This window comes from Bartonella sp. AU55XJBT, assembly GCF_028618525.1.
Window position 1 is genome coordinate 1 of the sequence record NZ_JAQITC010000005.1, and the last position, 23,605, is coordinate 23,605.

19 protein-coding genes are annotated in these 23,605 nt (G+C 35.4%); 13 read left to right on the forward strand and 6 right to left on the reverse strand.

Features of this window, described 5'->3' with window-relative positions:
- Window positions 1–329, reverse strand: a 329-nt coding sequence (locus tag PVV70_RS03520; protein ID WP_273757915.1) for an ABC transporter transmembrane domain-containing protein, incomplete at its 3' end; no start/stop codon positions are given.
- A 253-nt stretch (window positions 330–582) separates the two neighbouring features.
- On the opposite strand from PVV70_RS03520, the gene PVV70_RS03525 reads away from it, so the two are divergent.
- Window positions 583–891 (forward strand): hypothetical protein, encoded by a 309-nt coding sequence (locus PVV70_RS03525; protein ID WP_273757916.1) that lies wholly within the window; start codon window positions 583–585, stop codon window positions 889–891.
- A 1,444-nt stretch (window positions 892–2,335) separates the two neighbouring features.
- Here the strand turns inward: PVV70_RS03525 and PVV70_RS03530 are convergent.
- Window positions 2,336–2,743, reverse strand: a complete 408-nt coding sequence (locus tag PVV70_RS03530; RefSeq protein ID WP_273757917.1) for an ABC transporter transmembrane domain-containing protein — start codon at window positions 2,741–2,743, stop codon at window positions 2,336–2,338.
- A 251-nt stretch (window positions 2,744–2,994) separates the two neighbouring features.
- Between PVV70_RS03530 and PVV70_RS03535 the strand changes: the two genes are divergently transcribed.
- Window positions 2,995–3,318: a hypothetical protein gene (locus PVV70_RS03535; protein WP_273757918.1), complete on the forward strand. Its 324-nt coding sequence runs from the start codon at window positions 2,995–2,997 to the stop codon at window positions 3,316–3,318.
- A 1,118-nt stretch (window positions 3,319–4,436) separates the two neighbouring features.
- On the opposite strand, the gene PVV70_RS03540 is transcribed toward PVV70_RS03535, so the two are convergent.
- From PVV70_RS03540 to PVV70_RS03555, 4 genes are all read right to left on the reverse strand, one after another.
- Entirely contained in the window at window positions 4,437–5,222 is a 786-nt protein-coding gene (locus PVV70_RS03540) for a DUF1499 domain-containing protein (protein WP_273757919.1), read from the reverse strand.
- Between the two features lie 1,015 nt (window positions 5,223–6,237).
- Complete coding sequence (locus PVV70_RS03545; RefSeq protein ID WP_273757920.1) at window positions 6,238–6,777, reverse strand: hypothetical protein; 540 nt, start codon at window positions 6,775–6,777, stop codon at window positions 6,238–6,240.
- A complete protein-coding gene (locus PVV70_RS03550; protein ID WP_273758028.1) occupies window positions 6,770–7,366 on the reverse strand; it encodes a DUF1214 domain-containing protein in 597 nt (198 codons plus the stop codon). Before PVV70_RS03550 ends, PVV70_RS03545 begins: the two co-directional genes overlap by 8 nt.
- 17 nt (window positions 7,367–7,383) lie before the next feature.
- Window positions 7,384–9,534 (reverse strand): transglycosylase domain-containing protein, encoded by a 2,151-nt coding sequence (locus PVV70_RS03555; RefSeq protein WP_273757921.1) that lies wholly within the window; start codon window positions 9,532–9,534, stop codon window positions 7,384–7,386.
- Between the two features lie 347 nt (window positions 9,535–9,881).
- Between PVV70_RS03555 and PVV70_RS03560 the strand changes: the two genes are divergently transcribed.
- The 11 genes from PVV70_RS03560 (at window position 9,882) to PVV70_RS03610 (ending at window position 23,358) form a co-directional block, all read left to right on the forward strand.
- Complete coding sequence (locus tag PVV70_RS03560; RefSeq protein WP_273757922.1) at window positions 9,882–10,118, forward strand: hypothetical protein; 237 nt, start codon at window positions 9,882–9,884, stop codon at window positions 10,116–10,118.
- Between the two features lie 18 nt (window positions 10,119–10,136).
- On the forward strand, window positions 10,137–10,805 hold the full coding sequence (locus PVV70_RS03565; RefSeq protein WP_273758029.1) for a response regulator transcription factor: 669 nt from the start codon (window positions 10,137–10,139) through the stop codon (window positions 10,803–10,805).
- Window positions 10,802–12,220 (forward strand): ATP-binding protein, encoded by a 1,419-nt coding sequence (locus tag PVV70_RS03570; protein ID WP_273757923.1) that lies wholly within the window; start codon window positions 10,802–10,804, stop codon window positions 12,218–12,220. The genes PVV70_RS03565 and PVV70_RS03570 overlap by 4 nt, the downstream gene beginning before the upstream one ends.
- Window positions 12,221–12,506: 286 nt before the next feature.
- On the forward strand, window positions 12,507–13,280 hold the full coding sequence (locus PVV70_RS03575; RefSeq protein ID WP_273757924.1) for a tetratricopeptide repeat protein: 774 nt from the start codon (window positions 12,507–12,509) through the stop codon (window positions 13,278–13,280).
- A 301-nt stretch (window positions 13,281–13,581) separates the two neighbouring features.
- Window positions 13,582–14,061, forward strand: coding sequence for a cytochrome c maturation protein CcmE (ccmE, locus tag PVV70_RS03580; RefSeq protein WP_273717646.1), 480 nt, complete (start codon window positions 13,582–13,584; stop codon window positions 14,059–14,061).
- 7 nt (window positions 14,062–14,068) lie between these two features.
- Window positions 14,069–16,048, forward strand: a complete 1,980-nt coding sequence (locus PVV70_RS03585) for a heme lyase CcmF/NrfE family subunit (RefSeq protein ID WP_273757925.1) — start codon at window positions 14,069–14,071, stop codon at window positions 16,046–16,048.
- Between the two features lies 1 nt (window position 16,049).
- Window positions 16,050–16,502, forward strand: coding sequence for a cytochrome c-type biogenesis protein (locus PVV70_RS03590; protein ID WP_273757926.1), 453 nt, complete (start codon window positions 16,050–16,052; stop codon window positions 16,500–16,502).
- 173 nt (window positions 16,503–16,675) lie between these two features.
- Window positions 16,676–18,187, forward strand: coding sequence for a Do family serine endopeptidase (locus tag PVV70_RS03595; RefSeq protein WP_273757927.1), 1,512 nt, complete (start codon window positions 16,676–16,678; stop codon window positions 18,185–18,187).
- Between the two features lie 82 nt (window positions 18,188–18,269).
- Window positions 18,270–18,956, forward strand: coding sequence for a response regulator transcription factor (locus tag PVV70_RS03600; RefSeq protein WP_254472850.1), 687 nt, complete (start codon window positions 18,270–18,272; stop codon window positions 18,954–18,956).
- Complete coding sequence (locus PVV70_RS03605; RefSeq protein WP_273757928.1) at window positions 18,953–20,335, forward strand: HAMP domain-containing sensor histidine kinase; 1,383 nt, start codon at window positions 18,953–18,955, stop codon at window positions 20,333–20,335. The genes PVV70_RS03600 and PVV70_RS03605 overlap by 4 nt, the downstream gene beginning before the upstream one ends.
- A gap of 98 nt (window positions 20,336–20,433) precedes the next feature.
- Window positions 20,434–23,358: a bifunctional [glutamine synthetase] adenylyltransferase/[glutamine synthetase]-adenylyl-L-tyrosine phosphorylase gene (locus PVV70_RS03610; RefSeq protein WP_273757929.1), complete on the forward strand. Its 2,925-nt coding sequence runs from the start codon at window positions 20,434–20,436 to the stop codon at window positions 23,356–23,358.
- Window positions 23,359–23,605: the final 247 nt, after the last annotated feature.

A 23,605-nucleotide genomic window follows, 5' to 3' on the forward strand; every position in this document is an offset into this window, starting at 1 on the left:
GAGAGACTTAAAAGATGGGTGTAAATGCGCCGTCCAAATTCTAGCGTAAGCCGATTGGCTAAATAAGCTCCTAAGTAGCCTGAAAGAGTGCTAAGAGCTGTGCTAAACAGCATGATAGCAACCATCAAGACAACGATAGCATAGAGACTTTCAATACGCTGAAAAGGGAGAATACGGTCGATAATCGCTTGAAAAATAAAAGGATTCACCAAGCCCAGCAAACGCAAAACAACAGCAACGCAACTGAGTTCGATGACATAATAGATATATTTCTTTGTTGTTCTTGTAAACCAAGAGAAGGATACTGGTTTTTCTTGTGAATGACTCATTTGAATTTATGATTTTGTTTAAGAGAAAGAGCGATTGATGTCGCATACTTAAACAGTATTGTAAATAGTATTATTGCTTAATTTAAATATACATTTTATATGAATATAATATAAACATAATGTATTTATTATTTATAAAGTATTTTTATTGTTATTTTTACAAATTATATTTGACATTTGCTAAAATGAATAATAACAGAGTTACCACTGTATCGTTGTGATGCAGTTTTTTAATAATATAAGGAGACTAAAAATGGGTAGTTCAAGCTCGTCACATGGCTCGAATCTTTCATGTAGCCCTTCGGGTTATTGGGACGAAATGAAAACAACAGGAACAGTAGGAAGAGAGGTAGGCACAGTTGTTGGGGCAGCTGGAGGAGGTGTGCTTGGAGCAGTCGCAGGAGTAGCTGCGACAGCTGCAACAGGCGGTATAGGTGCAGTGACGCTCCTTTCGTCGTCTGCAGCAGGTTCTGTAATAGGTGCAGCAGGTGGTGCTCTCAGTGGCTCTTTATTAGGAGCAAGCGTGGGAGCTATACATCATACTTATCTTTGTTTCCGGTAAATTATGAAATATTTAGCACTATATATCTAAATTTATGGTAATATTGTAGGCATGTTATCAGTAAACATGTCTACATTCACTGATAAAATAATATATATTTTAATTAAGAAATTTTATGTGTTATGGATAAGTTAAATATAATTAATAATTTATTTTTATCATTAAGCTCTATAGTTATATTTATATCTTTATTTAAATTATATTATGGATCTAATTCGTATATTAAAAATAACATTATACAAAAATCATTAATAAGAGTAATTTCATTTTTTATATTATTCTTTATGTTGTTTTATTTAGTTAATTTTTATTTAATGGGGTTACTTAATAAAGATTATAAAATATTTTTTATATATATATTATTTTTTAAAATATATTTTAGTGGAAATATTATAACTTATATTACTTTTATTGTTAAAAACGCATTGTTTGCAACAAATATTTTTGTACTTTTAAGTATATATTTTTATAAATTAAATTTTCCTACTTGGTGGCAGTCTATAAAATTAGGATCAGTTATCATTATTACATACTGTATAATATATTTTGGACTTTATTATTTGTTTAATTAGTATCAATTATTTCATAATTATTAACAGTATTCCTACTTTTTCAACTGTAAAAATCGTATAATGAAAGCTTTATAAGAGTCAATACGGTGTTTTCAATAGATTTTATTGAAATATTTGTATATTTTAGTTTCTAATTGTTATGGTGGATATTATTGATGTGGATAGATTTTATTAACTTTATTTTAGAAATATTGCGTTCAATTCTTATCGTTTTTACTGTTATATTCTCAATTATTTTGTATTTTGAATCTAAAGGATACAGTAAAAAAGAAACTAAGAAAAAACTATTATCATTAGTTAAGTTATTTTTAATATTTATGTCCATAACTTCTTTTATTACATTAATTATTATTATAATATATCTATATTATAGATAAATATATTATATTTTGGTGCTTTCTTATTATGGATAATTTAGAAATTATTAAAACTGTGTTAGTTTTAATAAGTATTATTGGTTTTTTTAAAATTTTTTCTTATATACTTAGATTCAGAAGTTGGAAAAAATATATAAAATCAGATTTAATTGAGTTAAGTTTATTATTTATAGCATTCTCAATTTCTGTCTATATTTCTATATATATAAAATCATTCGTAAAGTAGATAAATTATTTTAAATTAAAATATTATGATATATGATATGTTTTTTATCAGGTTAAATAAGATTTATTTTTAGTAATTTTTTTATATCTATATCTATGTAGAATTTTACATTTCAAAAAATGAGTTGCCTTAGTTAAAAAGAGATAGAAAAAACAACATTTTATACGAGAATTCTATTTTTTGTTATAGATTATTTGCGTATCTATAAATTTATGTAGCTATAAGTTTATAATGAAATTTGCTAAATTTATTTTTTACAGAGTTTTTTCTTAAAAAACACAAATTGTATCAACTTCTCCAATACGTGACAACAGTTTCCCCACTTGCCAATGGCGTAAAGTGGGCAAGGAGAGACTTAAAAGATGGGTGTAAATGCGCCGTCCAAATTCTAGCGTAAGCCGATTGGCTAAATAAGCTCCTAAGTAGCCTGAAAGAGTGCTAAGAGCTGTGCTAAACAGCATGATAGCAACCATCAAGACAACGATAGCATAGAGACTTTCAATACGCTGAAAAGGGAGAATACGGTCGATAATCGCTTGAAAAATAAAAGGATTCACCAAGCCCAGCAAACGCAAAACAACAGCAACGCAACTGAGTTCGATGACATAATAGATATATTTCTTTGTTGTTCTTGTAAACCAAGAGAAGGATACTGGTTTTTCTTGTGAATGACTCATTTGAATTTATGATTTTGTTTAAGAGAAAGAGCGATTGATGTCGCATACTTAAACAGTATTGTAAATAGTATTATTGCTTAATTTAAATATACATTTTATATGAATATAATATAAACATAATGTATTTATTATTTATAAAGTATTTTTATTGTTATTTTTAAAAATTATGTTTGACAGTTGTTTAAACCGCATGCTAGCCATTTTAATTGTATCGCTCTGATACGTTTTTTTAATAAACAAGGAGGTTTTATATGTTTCGTTCATTTGGTTCTAGTTTTTCTAATGGTTGGTCTTATGTTTCTAATACGTGGTCAAATATTTCATCAATGAATTTTTCAAGCAGTGGATCACGACCTGGGTGTACTGTTGGGGATTACCTCACTACAGCAAATTCATACGGAGGGGTGGGGAGAGATATAGGAAGAACTGGTGGAGTATTTGTAGGCGGTATAGCCGGAGGTATTGCATCAGGCGGATCGGGTATCGTTTTAGGTGCAGGAATCGGTGCAGGTCTTGGCTATGGGGTAGGAGCAGGTATAGGTTTAAATGCTCAGTATAACGCGTGCTATTATTAATTATAATATTTTAATAAGTTTTTAAATTGTTAATGATGTTGTAGATATATTTTAGTGAATATATCTACAAACATTTGTAACTAAAATATATTATTAGTAATAATTTAAATTATAATTATATTAAGTTGGAAATTTGTACATTATGTATATTTTAAATATTATTAATGAATTATTTTTATTAGTTTGCTTTTTAATTATATTTATATATTTATTTGAATTGTATTATAAATCTAAGGGATGTAATGAAAAAAACATTAAAATAAAATCATTAATAAGAATAATTTCATTTTTTATATTATTCTTTATACTATTTTCCCTAGTTCAAGTTTTATATTAATACAATTTAATTAAATATATATATTTATTTTATATAATTTTAAGTGGAATTTATTATGGGTGATATTTTATTTAATATTAAAAATGCATTACTTGCAACAAATATATTTCTATTTTTAAGCATATTTTCCTCTAAATTAAAATTCCCTACTTGGAAAAAGTCTATTAAATTAGGATTTATTATAATTATCATATACTTTACAATATATTTTGGACTTTATTATTTTATAAACTAATATCATATAAAATATCTATGTATTTTATATTTTTATTGTCGATTATTGTAGTTGGTATGGTTAATGTGGACAGATTTTAGTAATTTTGTTGTAAATATGTTATTTTCAATAATAAGTGTAGTTACAATTATATATTATTTATTATTACTAAATAAATATAAAAATTATAATAAAAAAGAATACAAAAAAAATATATTATTGTTAGTGATAGGTTTAATTTTTGTAATTGTTTTTATAATAATTTTTATGAATATATACTATAAATTTAATTTATTTAATAGCATATAATCTTAAAAAAATGTTTGCTGATTACAGTGAGACAGTGTCTTTAATAAATATCAAGCATTATCATCAAGAGTTCTGTTTTTTATTTCCTATTTTTGAATCTTTTTAATTATTTCAAGCATGGGTTATTTTGAGATTATTGTCTTTTGTATAAGCATTGTCAGTTTATAGTTTTTGAAAAGTGATTGTTTGCTTATGTATCATGATTTATTGAAAAATAAGCAATTTTTATGAAATAAAGTGTCTTATCTCTCTTGATTTTTATCCATCATCTTGAGAAAGAGGGAGAGAAGCGATTTCTGTATCAAGTGCATCCATAAAATTGATAATAAAAGCAGCATTCATTCCCAAATCTCTTGGTAAATAGCGAGAAGCAGAGCGCATATCAACAAAAGTAGTATCCCCTTCATCAGTTAAACGAATGATAATGTCTGAAATAAAACCAAGGTAAAAAGTTTTAGCTCTTGTTTCAATATAAATCTCATTGTCTTCGCCTTTGAATTCTCGTTGTGCGACAATAGGCCAATCATAGGCTTCTAAAACATTGAGAACGGATTCGCGAATACGGTTAGGTGAGCCATCATAACGGCGCCCCGACATTTCTGGCCATTGTGAGCTCTGTAATGTTGCTTGTTCAGTTAAGGTACTTTTAACTGGCAAAGCATCATTGGGGCGTATTGTGCGAAAAAAAGCCGGTGGCCTTTGTGTATCGGTAGAAACATCATAAAGAGCAGGTAAGGTAAACCAAAGTCCAAAAAAGAGCATCAATGGTGTCGCAGTTATTAATGAATAAACGATCCCCTTTAAAGCTTTCATTCCTCCTAGGGCTCCATAGACCCATAAACTATGAAGTGCTTTAATCGCGAGAAAAAGAGAAATAATCACACAACAAGTAGAGATTCCTATCAAAATTATAAAGTCGCTTACGTTAAGCACGGAAAAACGTTGTAAGATGATCGAAAATAATAAAATAAAAAACGCTAATCCACCAAAGCGAGGGGACCATACCGCTGCTCTTGAAATTAATCGAACATATTTCTTCTTCATGAAGTTTTTCCCCTCAATTGTAAATTATAAGCAAAGTTTTTTCAGATTACCTATCTTACAAAAAGCTTTTGCTTATAAGACAAAAGTAAAGCACTTATTTTTGAGGTCAAGGATGCGAGATGTCTCATCAATTTCTAGCGATTATTTTAGCGCTTCATTGAAGGTAATAAGTATTTCTTCAGCACTTTATTATGTCATTGATCGAACTTTATAAGAATGTTCGTAAATACGTAAAAATAAGATCAACGAACAAGTTTTCCAGTTGTTATCAGCATATAGAACTTTCCTCTTTTTCCTCTCATTGCGGAAAATTTTTTCTGTCAGATAAGCCTATCGAATAACGCAACACCATTAGGTTGCCAATTTACGCACTTGTTTTTAAGATATATCTCTTAACGCTTGTCACACTCATTGCGCGACAGTGTCTATGAAGGGTAATAACGATAAAGCGATTCAACATCCCCACTTTTACGTTTATGAAGAAGAAAACCAGCATTATCATTCTATTTGTTCGCTCCAATGTTGCGATAGCTTTTGAGCAGACGGTTCATAAGAGACATCTTTAGTTCTTTCTCGTACAGTTTTTATTTACACGCCAATCTCGCTTTTGACGTGCAAAAGACATGGTTTTGATTGATTCAATATGGAATAAGTTTGGAATGAGAGGATTCTGCGATATTCGGAGCACTCATTCAACAGTTAAAGAAATAAATTATCATTATAAATAAAAGTATTTTGCAAGTATAATATGAATATGTAAAACAGAGATTTTATCTTATATTACTAATTAATAGGCTACTTTTTTCTTTATACATGTGGTTTGTATTTTAATAGAGGATTATGTGAGAGGATTAAAAATATTTTTCTATCTCAATAAAAAATTTAAGCATCTAAAATCAGACAAACCGGAATTCGAGTATTCGCTGAATAGAGGAAAAAGATAACCGTTTTGATAGATTTTGTTTCGTTTTTATTAAGAAATAGGTCGTTGTACAAATGAGAAGTGAGAATATTTTTATTCATAAAATATGCGGCAGGTAGCAGATGAAAGAAAAGCTTCACTTTCTTTTTTTGCAAGGGAAGAAGGGAAAAAAATGCGTAAAATGACAAAACCTTCATTCAAATTTTTAGCAACCAAAACTGAATTGGCATTTTTTTGAGGCTTTGACTTTTTGAGTTCTATGATTTGTATTGGTTTTCCAATGATAAGATCGAGTGTAGCATCAGGGGCTGTTCGGTCATTAAGGCTATAGAAAATAATTCCGTTGTGTGTATAGGCTGCCAGTGACCAAAATTGTCGTGTTTTTAAAGCTTTTAAATGAACAGGTCCATTTTCAAGATTAAATCTGCAGACTTTAAGAAGAAAGAGTGGATCAGCAGATTGTTGAATAGGATTATCGGGAGGTAAATCAACAAATTGATAAGGGGCTCCAGATTTTTTAAGGCTTGTCCATATATTATTTTGTGCCCAAGTGGGGATCATAAAGAGAACACAAATATGAACGATAATAGCGCCAATGATTGCAAGAAGTGCGATATAAATGAATCTAGTCACAATTTATTTGTCCTGATGGAATTTGTTCTATTGATGGCATTGTAAGCTTTTGTAATGCCGTTGCTGAGATGATTGAGGTATCGTATAAGGTGAGAATAAGCCCGAATTCTTTTTGGCTCACTGCTGCAAGCCAATTTCCCGCTTGCGGTGTGGATGAAATATTGATGCGCAAGGAGCCATCATGTTCATAAGTAATAGCGTTCGTGTGGAGTTCAAAAGGTATATCTTCCGATGAAGTATAGGGTTTAAGGGATTTATCTGCGGTATAAAGGGTAAAAAGACGGGTTTCAGGGATGGTGCCTTGGAGCAAATAATGACAGCGAGGGTGGAGTGGGCGCCCTTGGTTATCTTGCCAAATCTGGAACCTAATACCTTCAGTGCGTCCGAGTGATACAATGCCTTGTTTGGCGGTGCGGGCACGGGTGTAAGGATCCATATTGGCGGTTCCTACTTGTGGGTAAGCACTCCATTTTCCAATTGTAAAGCGTCCAAAATGAGGAAAGGAATTGAGCACATAATCGACGCTCAGTATTCCCCATAAAACCGAAAACGCGAAGATAAAAAAGAAAATGGTAATATTAAAAAGCAACCGTGAATATCTTGAATTCAAAATGTTGAATCTCCCGTTGTTTTCATTTTAAAAAAAATTGCAGATTGTTTTTTCAGATCTTTGTTAATCAATCGCACGATATGCAATGTTTCAGGAGAAAGCGTAGAGGGTATTGGGGGGGAAAATTCAGAATTAGCATGGGAGGGAAGTGCTGGGGGCTGATAAGGAAGGAGGGAATCTTTAACACCGTAGAGCTGCTTGAGCATGATATTTTGGTGTGCTGCGAGCATGATGCGATGCCATATCATGGCAGGAACGCCCCCCCCAAAAGCACGATTCATTGGTGAAAAGTTATCGTTTCCTATCCATACCGCTCCAGTATAATTGCCCGTAAAGCCAACAAACCAAGCATCACGATAGGATTGTGATGTTCCAGTTTTTCCAGCAACAAGAGTCATGGGTAGAGCAGCACGCTTACCGGATCCTCGTGTTGTGACACCCACCATCATTTGGTTCATATAAGCCGCTGATTGACTGCTGAGAACTCGGTGTAGTTTTTTTCCGTTATGTTCGAAATCCCACACTAAATGACCATCGAGTGTTCTGATTTGCGTGAATCCATGACGATTACCAGCTATCCCACCATTCGCAAAGACATTAAAGCCAGTTGCTTGATCCATGGGGGTCATGTTGGAAGTACCAAGAACCATCGTTTTGTGTGATAAAATATGTGCGTTGATCCCCATATTCTTGATGAGATCTATGATGGGTTTTGTATCGCGGTGAAGATATTGATAGGTGAGGTAAACAGGAACTGTGTTAATGGAAAAGGCTAAAGCCGTTGCTAAGTCGATTTTTCCCATATAACGGCCAGAATTATTTTTGGGTGTCCAACCGCCCCAATTGATAGGGGCATCTAAAACAATTGTTGAAGGTGAAAGACCGTGTTCCAGTGCGGTTGCGTAAACATAAGGTTTGAATGAAGAACCAGTTTGCCGTCCACCTTGTGTTGCTCTATTAAATTGACTCTTTTTATAGTCTAGTCCTCCAACAATTGCACATACAGCACCGTTATTATCAAGTATAACAGTGGCGGCTTGTGTTACGCGATATTGTTGACCATATTGATGTAAATGATAGGCGATTGATTCTTCTACTACTTTTTGAAGTGCTGGATCAAGGGTTGTTTGAATGACTAAACTATGGCTTGGAAGTTGATCACGCATTTTTTTGACTTCTTCGAATGCCCAATCAAGAAAATAATCCGGTTGATTATTGTCTATTTGGGGAAGTGCCCTAGCAGGGTGGCGATGTGCATTGATAATCTGGCTCTCCGTCATGAAGCCACTGTTAACAAGATTAGAAAGGACAACATTGGCACGTGTTTGAGCCGCAAAGAGATGACTATGAGGAGCATATTTTGTTGGGGCTTTAAAGAGTCCTGCTAACATCGCCGATTCACTTAAAGAAATATGACGTATGTTTTTTCCAAAATAAAATTTTGCTGCTGCTGCAATACCAAAATTATTTCCTCCCATATAAGCACGGTCAAGATAAAGTTGCAAAATCTGTTTTTTGCTAAAGTTAGCTTCGAGCCAAAGAGCAAGATAAGCTTCTTTGATTTTACGTGTTATGGTTCTCTCGTTTGTTAAGAATAAATTTTTCGCCAATTGTTGTGTAAGAGTTGAACCACCTTGTACCACACCTTTCGCTTGCATGTTTTGTGAAATCGCTCGTGTAAGTCCCTGAAAATCAATGCCCCAATGATCGAAAAAACGACGGTCTTCTGTAGCGAGAACAGCTTTAATAACAGTGTCAGGCATTTCTTCAACGGGAACAGAGATCGCCGGCAGTGCACCACGATGACCAATGGAATTTCCATAGCGATCGAGAAAAAGAATGGAAAAATTTTGTGGAGAAGACCAATCTATTTTGGTTAGTTCAAAAACAGAAATTCCCAAAATGGTAAAAAGAGTAAAGCCTATCAACCCTAATGTGAGTATTTCATCAAAAACCTCAACAATAAGGCGTTTCCATCCTTGAAGATGAAAATTTTGTGAGATGATTTTTGCCTTTTTCCAGAAAAAACTGTTAGCGAGGCGAACACGATAAAGCGCTGTATCTAATCGTGCATCTAATTCGATAAGAGTAGGACTGTGAAATGGTTTATACTGTTGTCCTTTCTTTTTTTTTAAAAATTTAAACATTTAAAAAGAGCCTGTGGCAAAGCAATAAAACCAAACAAATCTATAAAATTTATATGGAGTAGAAGTATTTTTTTTCTATAGTGATACAGAGAAAGAGTTTATTGGAGAATTATTTATTTCTTGTAAGACTGTGTATTAAGATTTTATTGTTTTATCCAATAAAATCTATTGTCATTATTAAAAATATTTTATTTTGAATTTTTAAAAATTTGGAGTAATATTAATACGTTATTCTGTAAGACAGAGGATAAATTATTTTTCATTTTTGGTTTTTTAATTGACCCGAAAAAAAACATTATTTCTTTTATCTTATCAGAAGATTAAGAAGATAGGTTATTGAAATATCTATGATGAAAAAAATTTTCTCGTTCGTGATAATAGCATCTTTTTTAGGAGCCGATTCTGTTATGGCTGCTGGGTGTGCTGATGTGGGTAAGAAGATTGCAACTCAGGAGAAGGGGGTTCTCGTTCGTTCAAAACTGGTTGTTGAGGATGGAAGGGATATGTGTGCAATTGTGGTTGTTATCCCAGCCCATAATGGTGAAAAGTTGCGACGCGTTGAGGTTGTGGTTCCCGCGGATTAGCTTTTGGTAGATGTTGTCATGCGTATTTTAATTGCCGAAGATGATCGAAATCTCAATCATCAATTGGCAGAAGCTGTAAAACGTGCAGGATATGTTTCCGATAGTGCTTTCGATGGTGAAGAGGCTTATTTTTTAGGCAGCACAGAGTCTTATGATGCGGTGATACTTGATATAGGTTTACCACAGATTGATGGTATTCGTGTTGTTGAAAAGTGGCGTCAAGAAGGGTGTACCATGCCTGTTTTAATGTTAACGGCACGAGATCGTTGGTCTGATAAGGTGCGCGGTATTGATGCAGGGGCTGACGATTATGTTGTGAAGCCATTTCATTTGGAGGAAGTGATGGCGCGCTTGCGGGCACTCATTCGTCGTGCGACAGGCCATGCCACAAGTACCTTATGTTGCGGGAATGTTTTGTTGGATACAAAGACATCTCGTGTTTTTGTGGATGGTCAATTGATTAAACTAACATCTTATGAATTTAGACTTCTTTCGTATCTGATGCATCATTGTGATAGAGTCATTTCAAGAACAGAGTTGACCGAACATCTTTATGATCAGGATTTTGATAAGGATTCAAATACAGTGGAAGTTTTTGTAGGGCGGTTACGCAAAAAGCTTGGCGTAGATTTGATTGAGACTATTCGAGGTATGGGATACCGCGTGAGAACGCTAGGTGATGAATGAATGTTTTAAGAGAGGGTAATTGGTTTCAGAAATTCTTTTTTGTCATTACGCGATCGCTCAGTTTACGTGTTATGATCCTATCAACTCTATGGGTTGTTATTTCTCTTTTATCGATTTCTGCAGTGAGTATTTTATTTTATAAGCGTTCAACTGAAGAGAGTCTAGAGCGTATTCTTTCTGCTCAACTTTACAGTTTGATTGCAACAGTAACGGTGTCACCGGAAAACACTTTGAAAGGAGGAGCTGGAATCGATGACATTCGTTATGCTGATCCAACGACGGGATGGTATTGGGAAGTTATTGCGATATCCCATAATTTGAAAGGAAGATTGACCTCTCCCTCATTGGGAACAGGAGAGATCTTTACACCCAGCGATGTCGATATACCTTTTGACAATAAATTCTTTCGCTCTTATCGGATAAAGGGAAAGAATGGTCAAAAGCTCCAAGTGATTGAGAGTGATGTTGTTCTTGATAATAAAAATCATATTGCACGTTTTCGGCTTGTTGGAAATATTGATGACGCGCATGCTCAAGTAAAGGAATTTAAGCGAACTTTACAAGTTTTTCTTTGGAGTTTTGGTATCGGGAGTGTTCTTATTAATATGGCTATTATTTTCTTTAGTTTTCAGCCGTTGAAGCTTATTCGACGCACATTGAATGATATACGAGAAGGAAGAGTTCACTATGTGAATACCGATTTAGTTAGCGAAGTGATGCCGCTTGCCCAAGAGATGAATGCTCTCATTAAGAATAATCAGCGTATTATTGAGCAATTTCGCACACAGGTTGGTAATCTCGCACATTCATTGAAGACACCTCTGTCCGTGATTATGAATGAGACAGATAAGATGCGTGGAGAAAAGGCTTGTTTGTTAAGAGAGCAAACGCAAATCATGCAAGCTCAAATCAATCGTTATCTTCAGCGGGCGCGGATTGCCGCGCAATGCGATAGTATTGTCTATCATACATCTGTTCGCAGTGTGGTTGATCGTTTAGTGCGGGTTATGAAAAAGCTTAATCCTGACAAACAAATTGAATTTATTATGGATGTTGATGATATTGTTTTTTCTGGAGAAAAGGAAGATTTAGAAGAAATTATAGGGAATTTGATTGAAAATGCTACTCAGTGGTCTCGCGCAAAGGTGTTGATCTCTTGTTGTTTAGAAGAAAACCTTGAAGAAGAAAAATATTTTAGTATCTTTGTTGAAGATGATGGTCCTGGTTTAACAGAAGATAAAATTGATGAAGCGTTAAAAAGAGGGTGGCGGTTTGATGAAAGTAAACCGGGGACAGGTTTAGGGTTATCTATTGTTGCAGATATGGTCAATGAATATGGTGGTACTCTCTTTTTATCGCGTTCTGTCTTGGGTGGGTTATATGCAAAAGTTTTATTACCTAAAATGGGAGAATAACATATTTTCTTCTTAGCTAGGAAATGTCTATAAAGTTTGTAAAGAAATATTGAGACAACACAAAAAAGGAAGGAGGCATTTCAGAAGATCCGTATTTATAATCAAAATATGAAAATAAAGCCTTGTTTTTATTTTCTTGATATAAGTGATCTATTGAGAGAAATGAACAATAGATTTTATGATGTTCATCATAAAAAGATAAATTTTTATCATTTCACATCACTCTTCTCATGAAGAGGGTAAAAGATAAGTGCTTTGTCTTTGGTTTGTATTGGAAAAAAATGATATGCTCTTACATATTTTTGCAGCATTTTTTCTCACTGTTCTGGCAAGTATTCTTTTTTTTTCACTACGTTTTGATGATGGGGTCAAGAAAAATTGGCAAGTTCAAACCATGAATGGTTATAGAAGTCATATGCATACGGTTGATTCTCATAAGTTTTATAGGCATTATAAAAAAAGAAATATTCTTAAAGCTTTAAGTGTTTTGTTTGTTCTGCTTATGACTTGGAGTATCTATGGGCTGACAGGCAATCCAGAAGTGAAAAGTTATTTTTTTAGCGAATTAATGGATAAGAATCCTAAAATTCTAAGTCAGCAAGAAAAGCTTGTTCGTCTACAAGTGCTTTTTTTCCGCTCCCCTCATGATGGCAAGTTAGCAGATGCGTTAGCGGTAGGGTATCTCGAAGAAAGCCATTTTCAAGAAGCTGTGAATACTTATTTAGATGCACTTCGTTTGAATGGAGAAACAGCTCCAAGGCTTGTAGGATATGGTTTAGCATTGGTTGGTTCTGAAGGGGGAGTGATAACGCAAGAGGCACAAAATGCTTTTCAAAAAGCAGCAGATTTAGCGCCAACAGATTTTTATCCGCGTCTATTGTTGGCCGATGCATTTTATCAAGCCGGAAAAACGGCGCAGGCAGTGCAGTTTTTACAAAGCTTTCTTGATACAATGCCTGAAAGTTTTGTAGGACGCTCACGGGTTGAAAAAATGATGTTTCAGTTACTTGGCACAGCAAGTGAACAGACAAAGAAAAGTGATCGTCGCCAATTGAGATAGAGAAATAAAAAGAGAAAAGCTATTTAGAACGACAAGAGCAGTAAACATCTAGAAGTGGAAGGTACATGTGGAGGGGGTAAATAACAGAAATGAAAAATGTCAAGAACACGGCACAAGCCGTTATAGATTAAATAAAAATTGGTGTAAAAATCAAAAAAGGAAGAAAAGTATTGATAAGCTTGTTTGCAAAGGTGAGGTATTTGATAAAAAGTTGCACCTCTATAGAAGATGTGCAAAGCTCTTAAAAAAATAAAATATGGATACTTATAGAACGTGTTGAAAATTTTTTCGTAGAGTGTCTATGAACAATCAATCTTTAAAGAATTCTGCTTCGTTGAAGCTTATTTTAAAGCAGCGAAAAAAAAAGCGCTTACTGATCATCTTATTGTGTTGTTTGGTTATGGCAATTGCAGCAAGTCTCATTGTGTATGCAATGCGTCATGCGGTCAGTTTTTTTAGAATGCCCTCTGATATTACAAGAGAAGATATTTTAACTGGACGCTCTTTGCGTTTGGGCGGCTTTGTTGAAAAGGGGACCGTTCAATATACGGGAGAGAGAGGCGTTATTTTTTTTGTAACGGATAACACAAAACATGAAAAAGTGGTTTTCAATGGTGCCTTACCGGATCTTTTTCGTGAAGGTCAGGGGGTGATTGTAGAAGGGCATTTCGACAAACAGGGTTTTTTTATAGGGACGCGTGTTTTAGCAAAACATGATGAAACTTATATGCCTAAAGAAACCGCTGATCGCTTGAAAAAACATTACAGTATGGAGAAATAATTCGATTGTGCTTGTTGAACTGGGTCATATTTTTTTAGCCGCAGCATTTGCCGTAAGCTTATTAGAAGCTTTTTTGCCTGCTTTAGGTTTTTGGAGGCAAGAGCGTTTGTTAATGCAAACAGCTATTCCCCTAACATATATCACTTTCACATTATTGCTCTTATCTTTTTTAGTGATGATTTACACTCATGTTGTATCTGATTTTTCTGTTTTAAATGTTGTTGAGAATTCTCATTCAGAAAAACCGATGCTTTATAAAATCACCGGTGTTTGGGGCAACCACGAAGGCTCTATGTTGTTATGGGTTTTAAGTCTCACTTTTTTTAGTGCATTGATGGCTTTCTTTAGCCAATATGTGCCGGAAGATTTCAAGACACTTGTTTTAATTTGCCAAAGTTGGATTACAAACGCTTTTCTTTTATTTATTCTTTTTGTATCCAACCCATTTTTACGTGTGAATCCACCAGCATTACAGGGAAATGATCTCAATCCTCTTTTACAAGATATCGCATTAGCGATTCATCCCCCCCTTCTTTATTTAGGTTATGTTGGTTTTTCACTTTGCTTTTCTTTTGCTGTTGCAGCATTGATTATGGGGCATATTGATAAGATTTGGGCGCATTGGGTCCGTCCTTGGCTTCTACTTTCTTGGTGTTTTTTGACATTGGGGATTATGGTTGGCTCCTATTGGGCTTATTATGAGCTAGGGTGGGGAGGGTATTGGTTTTGGGATCCTGTTGAAAATGTTTCGTTTATGCCTTGGCTTTCAGGAACGGCTCTTTTACATTCTGCTCTTGTTCTCGAAAAACGAGGAATATTGAAAAGTTGGACTTTGTTTTTAGCATTGCTTACTTTTTCCCTTTCTCTTATGGGAACGTTTCTTGTTCGTTCGGGACTTTTAGTTTCTGTTCATAGTTTTGCTGTTGATCCAGCACGGGGACAAGCAATTCTTGCACTTTTATTTTTCTTTACGGGAGCGGCTTTTCTTCTTTTTGCTTTGCGCATCCCTCTTGTAAAAACAGAAAGATTTTTTCAACCAATTTCGCGCGAAGGGTTTATTGTTTTAAATAATTTGTTACTGACAACAATAACAGCCACAGTATTGATTGGTACACTCTATCCTTATTTTATTGAGATGTTAACAGGGCAAAAAATTTCTGTAGGGGCTGCTTTTTTTAACCTTACCTGCGGACCACTCATGCTTTTGCTGTTGTTGTTTGTTCCGTTTGGATCAATGATGGCGTGGAAACGCGGTGATTTTCTCGCAGTTTTTGAACGGTTGTGGTTTGTTTTTGTCTTGGTTGCTACCATCTGTTTTATACTATTTTATGCGACATCTGTGCGTGATATTCTTGCAGTTTTAGGCATTGGGCTTTCAGCGTTTGTTTTTTTAGGCAGTTTAGCGGACCTGTGGGGAAAAAGTGGATATGGCAAGAGAGCTTTTTCAGTACGCGTTAAGAGATTTTTTGGATTGCCGTGGTCTGTTTTTGGTGCAGCAATGGCACATATGGGACTAGGCGTTACATTATTTGGTATTGTCTGTGTGGCAAGTTTTAGTCAAGAACGTATTTTAACCATGAAGATAGGAGAGTGGGTGACAATAGCAGGTAAAACGCTTCATTTTGATGCCGTGGATAATCGTTTTGGTTCGAATTATTCGGCAATGGAGTTTTATTTTAAAATATATGAAAATAAAAAAATCGTGGGTCATATCACAGCTTCAAAGCGATTTTATTCTAGCCAAAATACATCAACAACGGAAGTTGGCCTTCAAAATTATGGCTTATCGCAGCTCTATATTGTGCCAGGACATCTCGATAATCGGGGTCTTGTTGTGCACATATGGTGGAAGCCTTATATAATATGTATTTGGTTAGGGGCATTCATGATGGCTATGGGCGGATGTCTTTCTCTTCTGGGGTATTGGTTTCGCACTGGAGACTACAAGAGGGTGTTGCTTACTTTAAATTTTAGGAGAGAACATTGAGATGAAAAAAAATCTTTGGATTTTATGTTTTTTAATTGCAATGTTTCCTTTTCGATTAGCGATAGCAGTAGAGCCGGATGAGATTTTAAAAGATACAGTTCTTGAAAGGCGAGCGCGCGATATTTCATCGCATTTACGTTGTCCTGTTTGTCAAAATCAATCGATTGATGATTCAGATACTTCTCTAGCACGTGATTTAAGGCTTTTAATTCGGGAGAAATTAAAAATGGGCTATAGCAATCAGCAAGTGATTGACTTTCTTGTTGAGCGATATGGTGAATTCATTCTCTTAAAACCACCATTGAATAAAACAACTTGGTTTTTATGGTTTTCGCCTTTGATGATTATCATCATTGGTGCAAGTGTCATATTTTTCCAGTTAAAACGGTATAACCGCGAGAAGATAATGATTGTAAATGCAACGGAGAAAAACAGTCAAAAAGATATTACATAAAGGGGAAAATTTAACGCATCTGCAATGAATAATCAACCTTAATTATAAATGATATTGGTGGATACTAAAATCTTACAAAACTTTAACAATTTAGACAGAAAACGGTAAGGTCTGGTATTTTATAGGTGATCAGATTGGGATAGAAAGTATGATTGAATAGGAGCATAGAGTAAATGTTAAAAAAAACTTTCTTTAAAACATTTGTCGCAGTAAGTTTTTCCGCAGTATTGGAGAGTGCACTGTTTTTTAGTGGATGTACATCAAGCTTATGGACGACAAAGGCTCATGCAAGTTCTGTATTTACTTCGTTAATGCAACAACAAGGATTTGCAGATATCGTTGCTCAAGTAAAACCAGCGGTTGTTGCAGTACAAGTAAAGAGCAATAAAAAGAAAGAAGATTGGTTCTTTAGTAACTTTTTTAGTGGTCCAGGGATTGATCAATTACCAGATCAACATCCTTTGAAAAGGCTTTTTAAAGAGTTTTATGATTTTGATAAGCCTAAAAATAAATTTCCCAATCATTCACAGAGACTCCGTCCTATAGCTTTTGGATCGGGTTTTTTTATTTCGTCTGATGGTTACATTGTGACCAATGATCATGTAATTTCTGATGGGACAAGTTATACAGTTGTTCTTGATGATGGTACAGAATTGAACGCAAAGCTTATTGGGAAAGATCCCAAAACTGACCTTGCTGTCCTAAAAGTAAATGATAAAAGAAAATTTTCCTATGTTGATTTTGGTGATGATTCAAAGCTTCGCGTTGGAGATTGGGTTGTTGCTATTGGTAATCCATTCGGTCTTGGTGGAACTGTGACAGCAGGTATTGTTTCGGCACGTGGACGTGATATTGGCACGGGTGTTTATGATGATTTTATTCAGATTGATGCTGCTGTTAATAGAGGAAATTCTGGAGGTCCAACTTTTGATTTGAATGGTAAGGTTGTTGGCGTTAATACGGCGATTTTTTCTCCTTCAGGAGGCAATGTTGGGATTGCTTTTGCTATTCCGGCAGGGACAGTGAAACAGGTTGTGCAACAACTTATCGAAAAAGGTTCAGTTCAACGTGGTTGGCTTGGGGTTATGATTCAGCCAGTAACGAAGGAAATTTCTGATTCGATAGGTTTGCAAGAAGCGAAAGGTGCTTTGGTTACTGATCCATTAAAAGGACCAGCAGCAAAGGCTGGTATCAAGGCAGGTGATGTTATTATTTCAGTGAATGATGAAAAAGTTAATGATTCTCGTGACTTGGCAAAGCGTATTGCAAATATGAGTCCGGAAGAAACCGTGACTTTAGGGATTTTTAGATCCGGTAAGGAGGAAAAGATCAAAGTTAAACTTGCTGCAATGCCTGAAGATGAAGGTAAGAAAGAAAATTCAAAATATTTAAATGAACCGGGTAACTCAGATGAAACATTGGAAGATTATGGGTTAATTGTTGCTGCTTCTGAGGATGATTTAGGATTGGTTGTAACGGATGTGGATTCGGATTCAGATGCTGCAGATAAGGGAATCCGCCCAGGTGATGTTATTGTGACAGTGAATAATAAATCTGTTAAAAAGACCTCTGATATTACCAATGCAATCAAGAATGCCCAAAAGCTAGGGCGAAAAGCTATTCTCCTACAAGTGCGAACAAATGATCAAAATCGTTTTGTCGCTCTTCCAATTTTCAAAAAATAGCACTTTATTCATGAGTGGGACAGAGATTTTGTAGATTTCTGTCCTACAATGCGATTTTATAACAATAACGGAGATGCGTTTTATGAAAATACTCGTTATCGAAGATGATCGTGAAACAGGACGTTATCTCGAAAAAGCTTTTTTGGAAGTAGGACATTCCGTTGATGTTGCCTATGATGGTGATACTGGATACGCTTTAGCTGAAACAGAAAATTATGATGTTATGGTTGTTGATCGGATGCTTTTGCATCGTGATGGGCTTTCCATTATTTCACAATTGCGTGCTAAAGGCAATGAAACACCCGTTCTCATCCTTTCAGCTTTAGGGCAAGTCAATGATCGAGTGACGGGTTTGCGTGCAGGGGCGGATGATTATTTGACAAAGCCTTATGCTTTTTCTGAACTTCTTGCGCGTGTTGAAGTATTACAACGGCGGAAGAATCCTAAAGAAGCAGAAACTGTTTATTGCGTAAGCAATCTTGAGCTTGATCGGTTAGCACATACGGTAAAACGGGGGGATAGAAACATTCTATTGCAACCACGAGAGTTTCGTTTACTTGAATATTTAATGCGCTATGCGGGGCAGGTGGTTACACGCACTATGCTTTTGGAAAATGTTTGGGATTATCATTTTGATCCACAAACAAATGTCATTGATGTCCATATTTCTCGTTTGAGAGCCAAAATTGAAAAAGATTTTGATGTTCCGCTTCTTCATACTGTGCGAGGCGCTGGATATATGCTGAAAGCACCAGATAACAAAGCATGAATCGTTTGATTAATATAATGCGCACGACAGCGCTAAGGCTTTCAGCGCTTTACATTTTATTGTTTGGATTGGTGGCAACAGGTCTTTCTATTTATATGACGGCATTTTCTGCTTCGTTGTTAACAGAGCAAACTGAACAGGCTTTACATGAAGAATTAAAGTATATTGAAAATGCTTATAATTATGGAGGGCTCCCTTTATTAATACGCACGATAGATTATCGTTCAAGACAACCAGGGGCATTTCTTTATCTTGTCACAGATCCTATGGGGCGTATTTTAGCAGGCAATGTAGCACGTATTGAATTAGGTCTTTTGAAACAGAGTGGTTTTATTTCTACCTCCTTTTTGTATTCACGTTTTGGAGAACATGGCAGAACAAGTGAACATCGCGCTTTGGCGGTCGTTTTTGATTTGCCTAATGCTATGAAGATTCTTATAGGACGCGATTTGGATGAGCCCGAACGTTTTGCGGCGGTTATTCGTAAAGCTGTGATCATTGCACTTGCTGCAATGGTGGGAGGCGCTTTACTCATATGGTTTTTTGTTGGCAGGAGAGCTTTACAAAGGATTGATCAGGTCACGGCAGCATCACGGCGCTTGATGGAAGGTGATTTCAGTGGGCGTTTACCTGTTTCAGGGGTAGGGGATGAGTTTGATCGATTGTCAACGAATCTTAATGTTATGTTAGACCGCATTGAAGAGTTAAATATTGGTTTACGTCAAGTATCAGATAATATTGCTCATGATCTGAAAACACCGTTAACGCGTCTTAGAAATCGTGCTGAAGAGGCGCTTTCGGCAAACAAGACAAAGCTTGAATATCGTCAGGTCCTTGAGAGTGTTATTACTGAATCAGATCAACTTATTCGTACGTTTAATGCGATTTTAATGATTTCACGCATCGAAGCGAGCAGTGCAATTGAGCATCTTGAGATGATGAATATGAAACTGATCCTTGAAGATGCTGTTGAGCTTTACGAGCCTTTTGCTGAAGAGTCAGGTGTTTTACTTCAGTTAGGAGATATATTTGATAAAGAGCTTAAATTGAATCGTGAGCTTGTTGCGCAAACAATTTTTAATCTTATCGATAATGCGATTAAATATGCATCTAAAGATGGGAAAAAAGCGAAGGTTTGCTTATCAATGGAATATCGTGATGAACATTTATTAGTTGTTGTAAGCGATAATGGTCCAGGAATAGCAGAGGATAAACGTGAAAAAGTAACAGAACGATTTGTTCGTCTTGAAGAAAGCCGTACACAACCTGGTTTTGGGATTGGTTTAAGTATAGCAAAAGCAGTTATGAAGCTGCACGGGGGTGAATTGTTACTTGAAAATGCAAATCCAGGGCTTAGGGTTGTTTTGTTATTTCCTTAAAGATATTTTCTTCAGTTTTTTCTTTTCATACGGAACGATTATTTTACAAGTATAATGCAATGGATAAGGAAGGCAAAATGCTTTTCAAGGGAGATGAGATGAAACAAGCTTTTTTAAAAACACAGCTTCTCTCTTTATGCCCTCTTAATGAAAGTGGTTCCCAATGGTTAAAAGACATGGAAGAACAAGCAAGGAAAGAAGGTTTAGAACCGCTTGTTTCCATCATTTCAGAAAATGGAACGCAAATTGATTTTATCCGTGCGGTTATGACTTTATCTCCTTTTTTGCGTGAGGTTTTAATTTCCAACCCATCATATCTTAGTCCTTTATTGCATGTTGATATAGAAACAAGGCTGAGCGAAATTATCGATGATATTACGGTTATTGATAAGGATAAATCTATAAATGAAACTTCATTGATGGCTGCTTTAAGGCGCAAAAAACGAGAAGTGCATGTCCTCATTGCTTTAGCTGATTTGAGTGGTGTTTTTACTTACGAAGTTTCATGTGCTTGGTTGACACGTTTGGGTGAAGCTGCACTAGGTGTAGCATTGCGTTTTCTATTAAGAGAAGCACATGATCATGGTAAGATCAATTTGCTGAGCCGCGAGAATCCAGAAAAAGACTGTGGTTTAATCATTTTAGGGATGGGAAAATTAGGAGCAGGAGAACTTAATTATTCTTCTGATATTGATCTTATTGTTTTCATTGATGAAACGTCCCCTCATATTGGTAATCTTTCTGAAAGTGTCGACGTATTTTCTAAAATGGTACGTCGATTAATCCGTATCATTCAAGAGCGCACTGCGGAAGGATATGTTTTTCGTCTTGATTTTCGTCTTCGTCCAGATCCAGGATCAACGCCTCTGGCCTTACCGGTCAGGACTGCCTTGCGTTATTACGAAGGGCGTGGACAAAATTGGGAACGAGCCGCTATGATTAAAGCACGTCCAGTTGCTGGCGATAAGAGAGCAGGTTTTAACTTTCTGAAAGAACTTTTTCCCTATGTGTGGCGAAAATATTTAGATTATGCTGCGATTGCTGATATTCATTCGATCAAACGTCAAATTCATGCGCATAAAAGTTACGGTCAAATTGCAGCTTATGGACATAATATAAAGTTAGGTCGTGGTGGTATTCGTGAAATTGAGTTTTTTGTTCAGACACAACAGCTTATTGCTGGTGGACGTTTTCCTCAATTACGTGGACGTCAGACAGTTGCAATGTTAGCAGAACTTCACACGCTTGGTTGGATCAGTGAGAAAACGAGAGATAGTCTTATAAAAAGTTATGCTTTTCTAAGAAATGTGGAACATCGTATTCAGATGCTTGCAGATGAACAAACGCATCTTCTTCCCAATGATATTTCTCAATTCACGAGCGTTGCTTATTTAATGGGCTATCACGACAGGAGCAGTTTTATCCGCGATTTATTAAAAACACTTCAGGTTGTTGAAAAACACTATGCAGCACTGTTTGAGAATGAACAAGAACTTGGTTTAGAAATTGGTAATTTAGTTTTTACAGGAGAAGAAGATGATCCGGAGACATTAATAACATTAAGCCGTTTAGGTTTTGAAAGAGCGAGTGATATTTGTCGGATTATGCGCACCCTCCATTTTGGTCGTTATAAAGCAACGCAATCCGCTGAAGCGCGAGAGAGATTAACAGAATTAACACCAGCTCTTTTGAAAGCTTTTGGCGCAACAAAACGAGCTGATGAGGCGATGTTGCGTTTTGATAGTTTTTTACAGGGCTTGCCCTCAGGAATTCAGCTTTTTAGTCTTTTGCAGTCTAATCCCTCTCTTTTAGATATGCTTGTCCTTATTATGGGGGCTGCGCCACGTCTTGCGGAAATTATTACACGCAGATCTCATATTTTTGATGGAATGTTAGACCCAAATATTCTTTCAGAATTACCGACAAGAACCTATTTAGAAAAACAGCTTGAATATTTTCTTGAAGATGTTCTTTCTTATGAGGAAATTCTCGACCATTTAAGGATTTTTGCAGATGAACAACGTTTTTTGATTGGTATTCGAATTTTGAATGGTACAATTACAGGGGAAAGAGCAGGTTTTGCTTTTACTGCGCTTGCTGATCTGATGATTACAAAAACATTTTCTGCCGTTCAAGAGGAATTTTCTCGTCTTCATGGCCGTATTAAAGGGGGACGCGTTGGCATATTGGGAATGGGAAAGCTTGGAAGTCGTGAATTAACAGCGGGTTCGGATGTTGATATCATTTTACTTTATGAACACGATGATGATGCAGAAATATCTGATGGAGAAAAGCCTCTTTACATCTCTCAATATTATACGCGTTTAGCACAGCGCCTCGTTTCTGCTTTATCCACACTTACAAGCCAAGGTGTTCTTTATGCCGTTGATTTAAGGTTACGGCCTTTAGGCAATAAAGGACCTGTTGCTGTTTCTTTTCCATTTTTTAAAAAATATTATCGTCAAGAAGCATGGATATGGGAATATCTTGCTTTAACAAGGGCTCGAGGCATTACAGGAGATCCAGATTTTTTACAAAAGCTAGAAAATGAAGTGTGTGCAATTATTGCTATTTCTCGTAATAAGAACGAAGTTGCAAAAGAAGTATGTGAAATGCGCTCTTTGATTGCAAAAGAAAAGCCGCCAAAAAATCAATGGGATTTGAAAACGATGTCTGGTGGCATTATGGATTTGGAGTTTATCGCTCAATTTGCTCTTATTACGCATGTCATTGAGTTTCAAATTGGAGCGACGACCGCGGATATTTTAGACCACTTACCGAACAGTTTTCTTAATCAGTCATGTATTGCTGATTTACATTGTGCCTATGGTCTCTATACAAATTTGAGTCAAATTATACGGCTTTGTTTAAATGATCTCCTTGATCCCAATGATATGCCTCCTGGATTAAGTGACCTTTTGCTAAATAGTGTTGGGGAACCTGATTTGCTTCGTGTTGAACAATTAATTGCAGAAACTGGGCAATTGGTCTGTTCAGTTTTTACAAAAATTATGAAATATTAATATATTTTATAATAATTTTATGAAAGCATTGAATGTGATTGTTAGATAAAACATAAACAGATATTATAGAATAATAAAAACTGTTCATTCCATTTTTATATCTTAGTTTTAATATTTTATTATATACTTGACAGTTTTAGAGAGTGAAAATTTTTCTCTATTGATTTCTCAAGTGAGATGAAAGAATTTCATTTATTAAATGAGCTTGTTTCTCCGCATCATTCTTTATAAAAAAGCAATCTAGTGA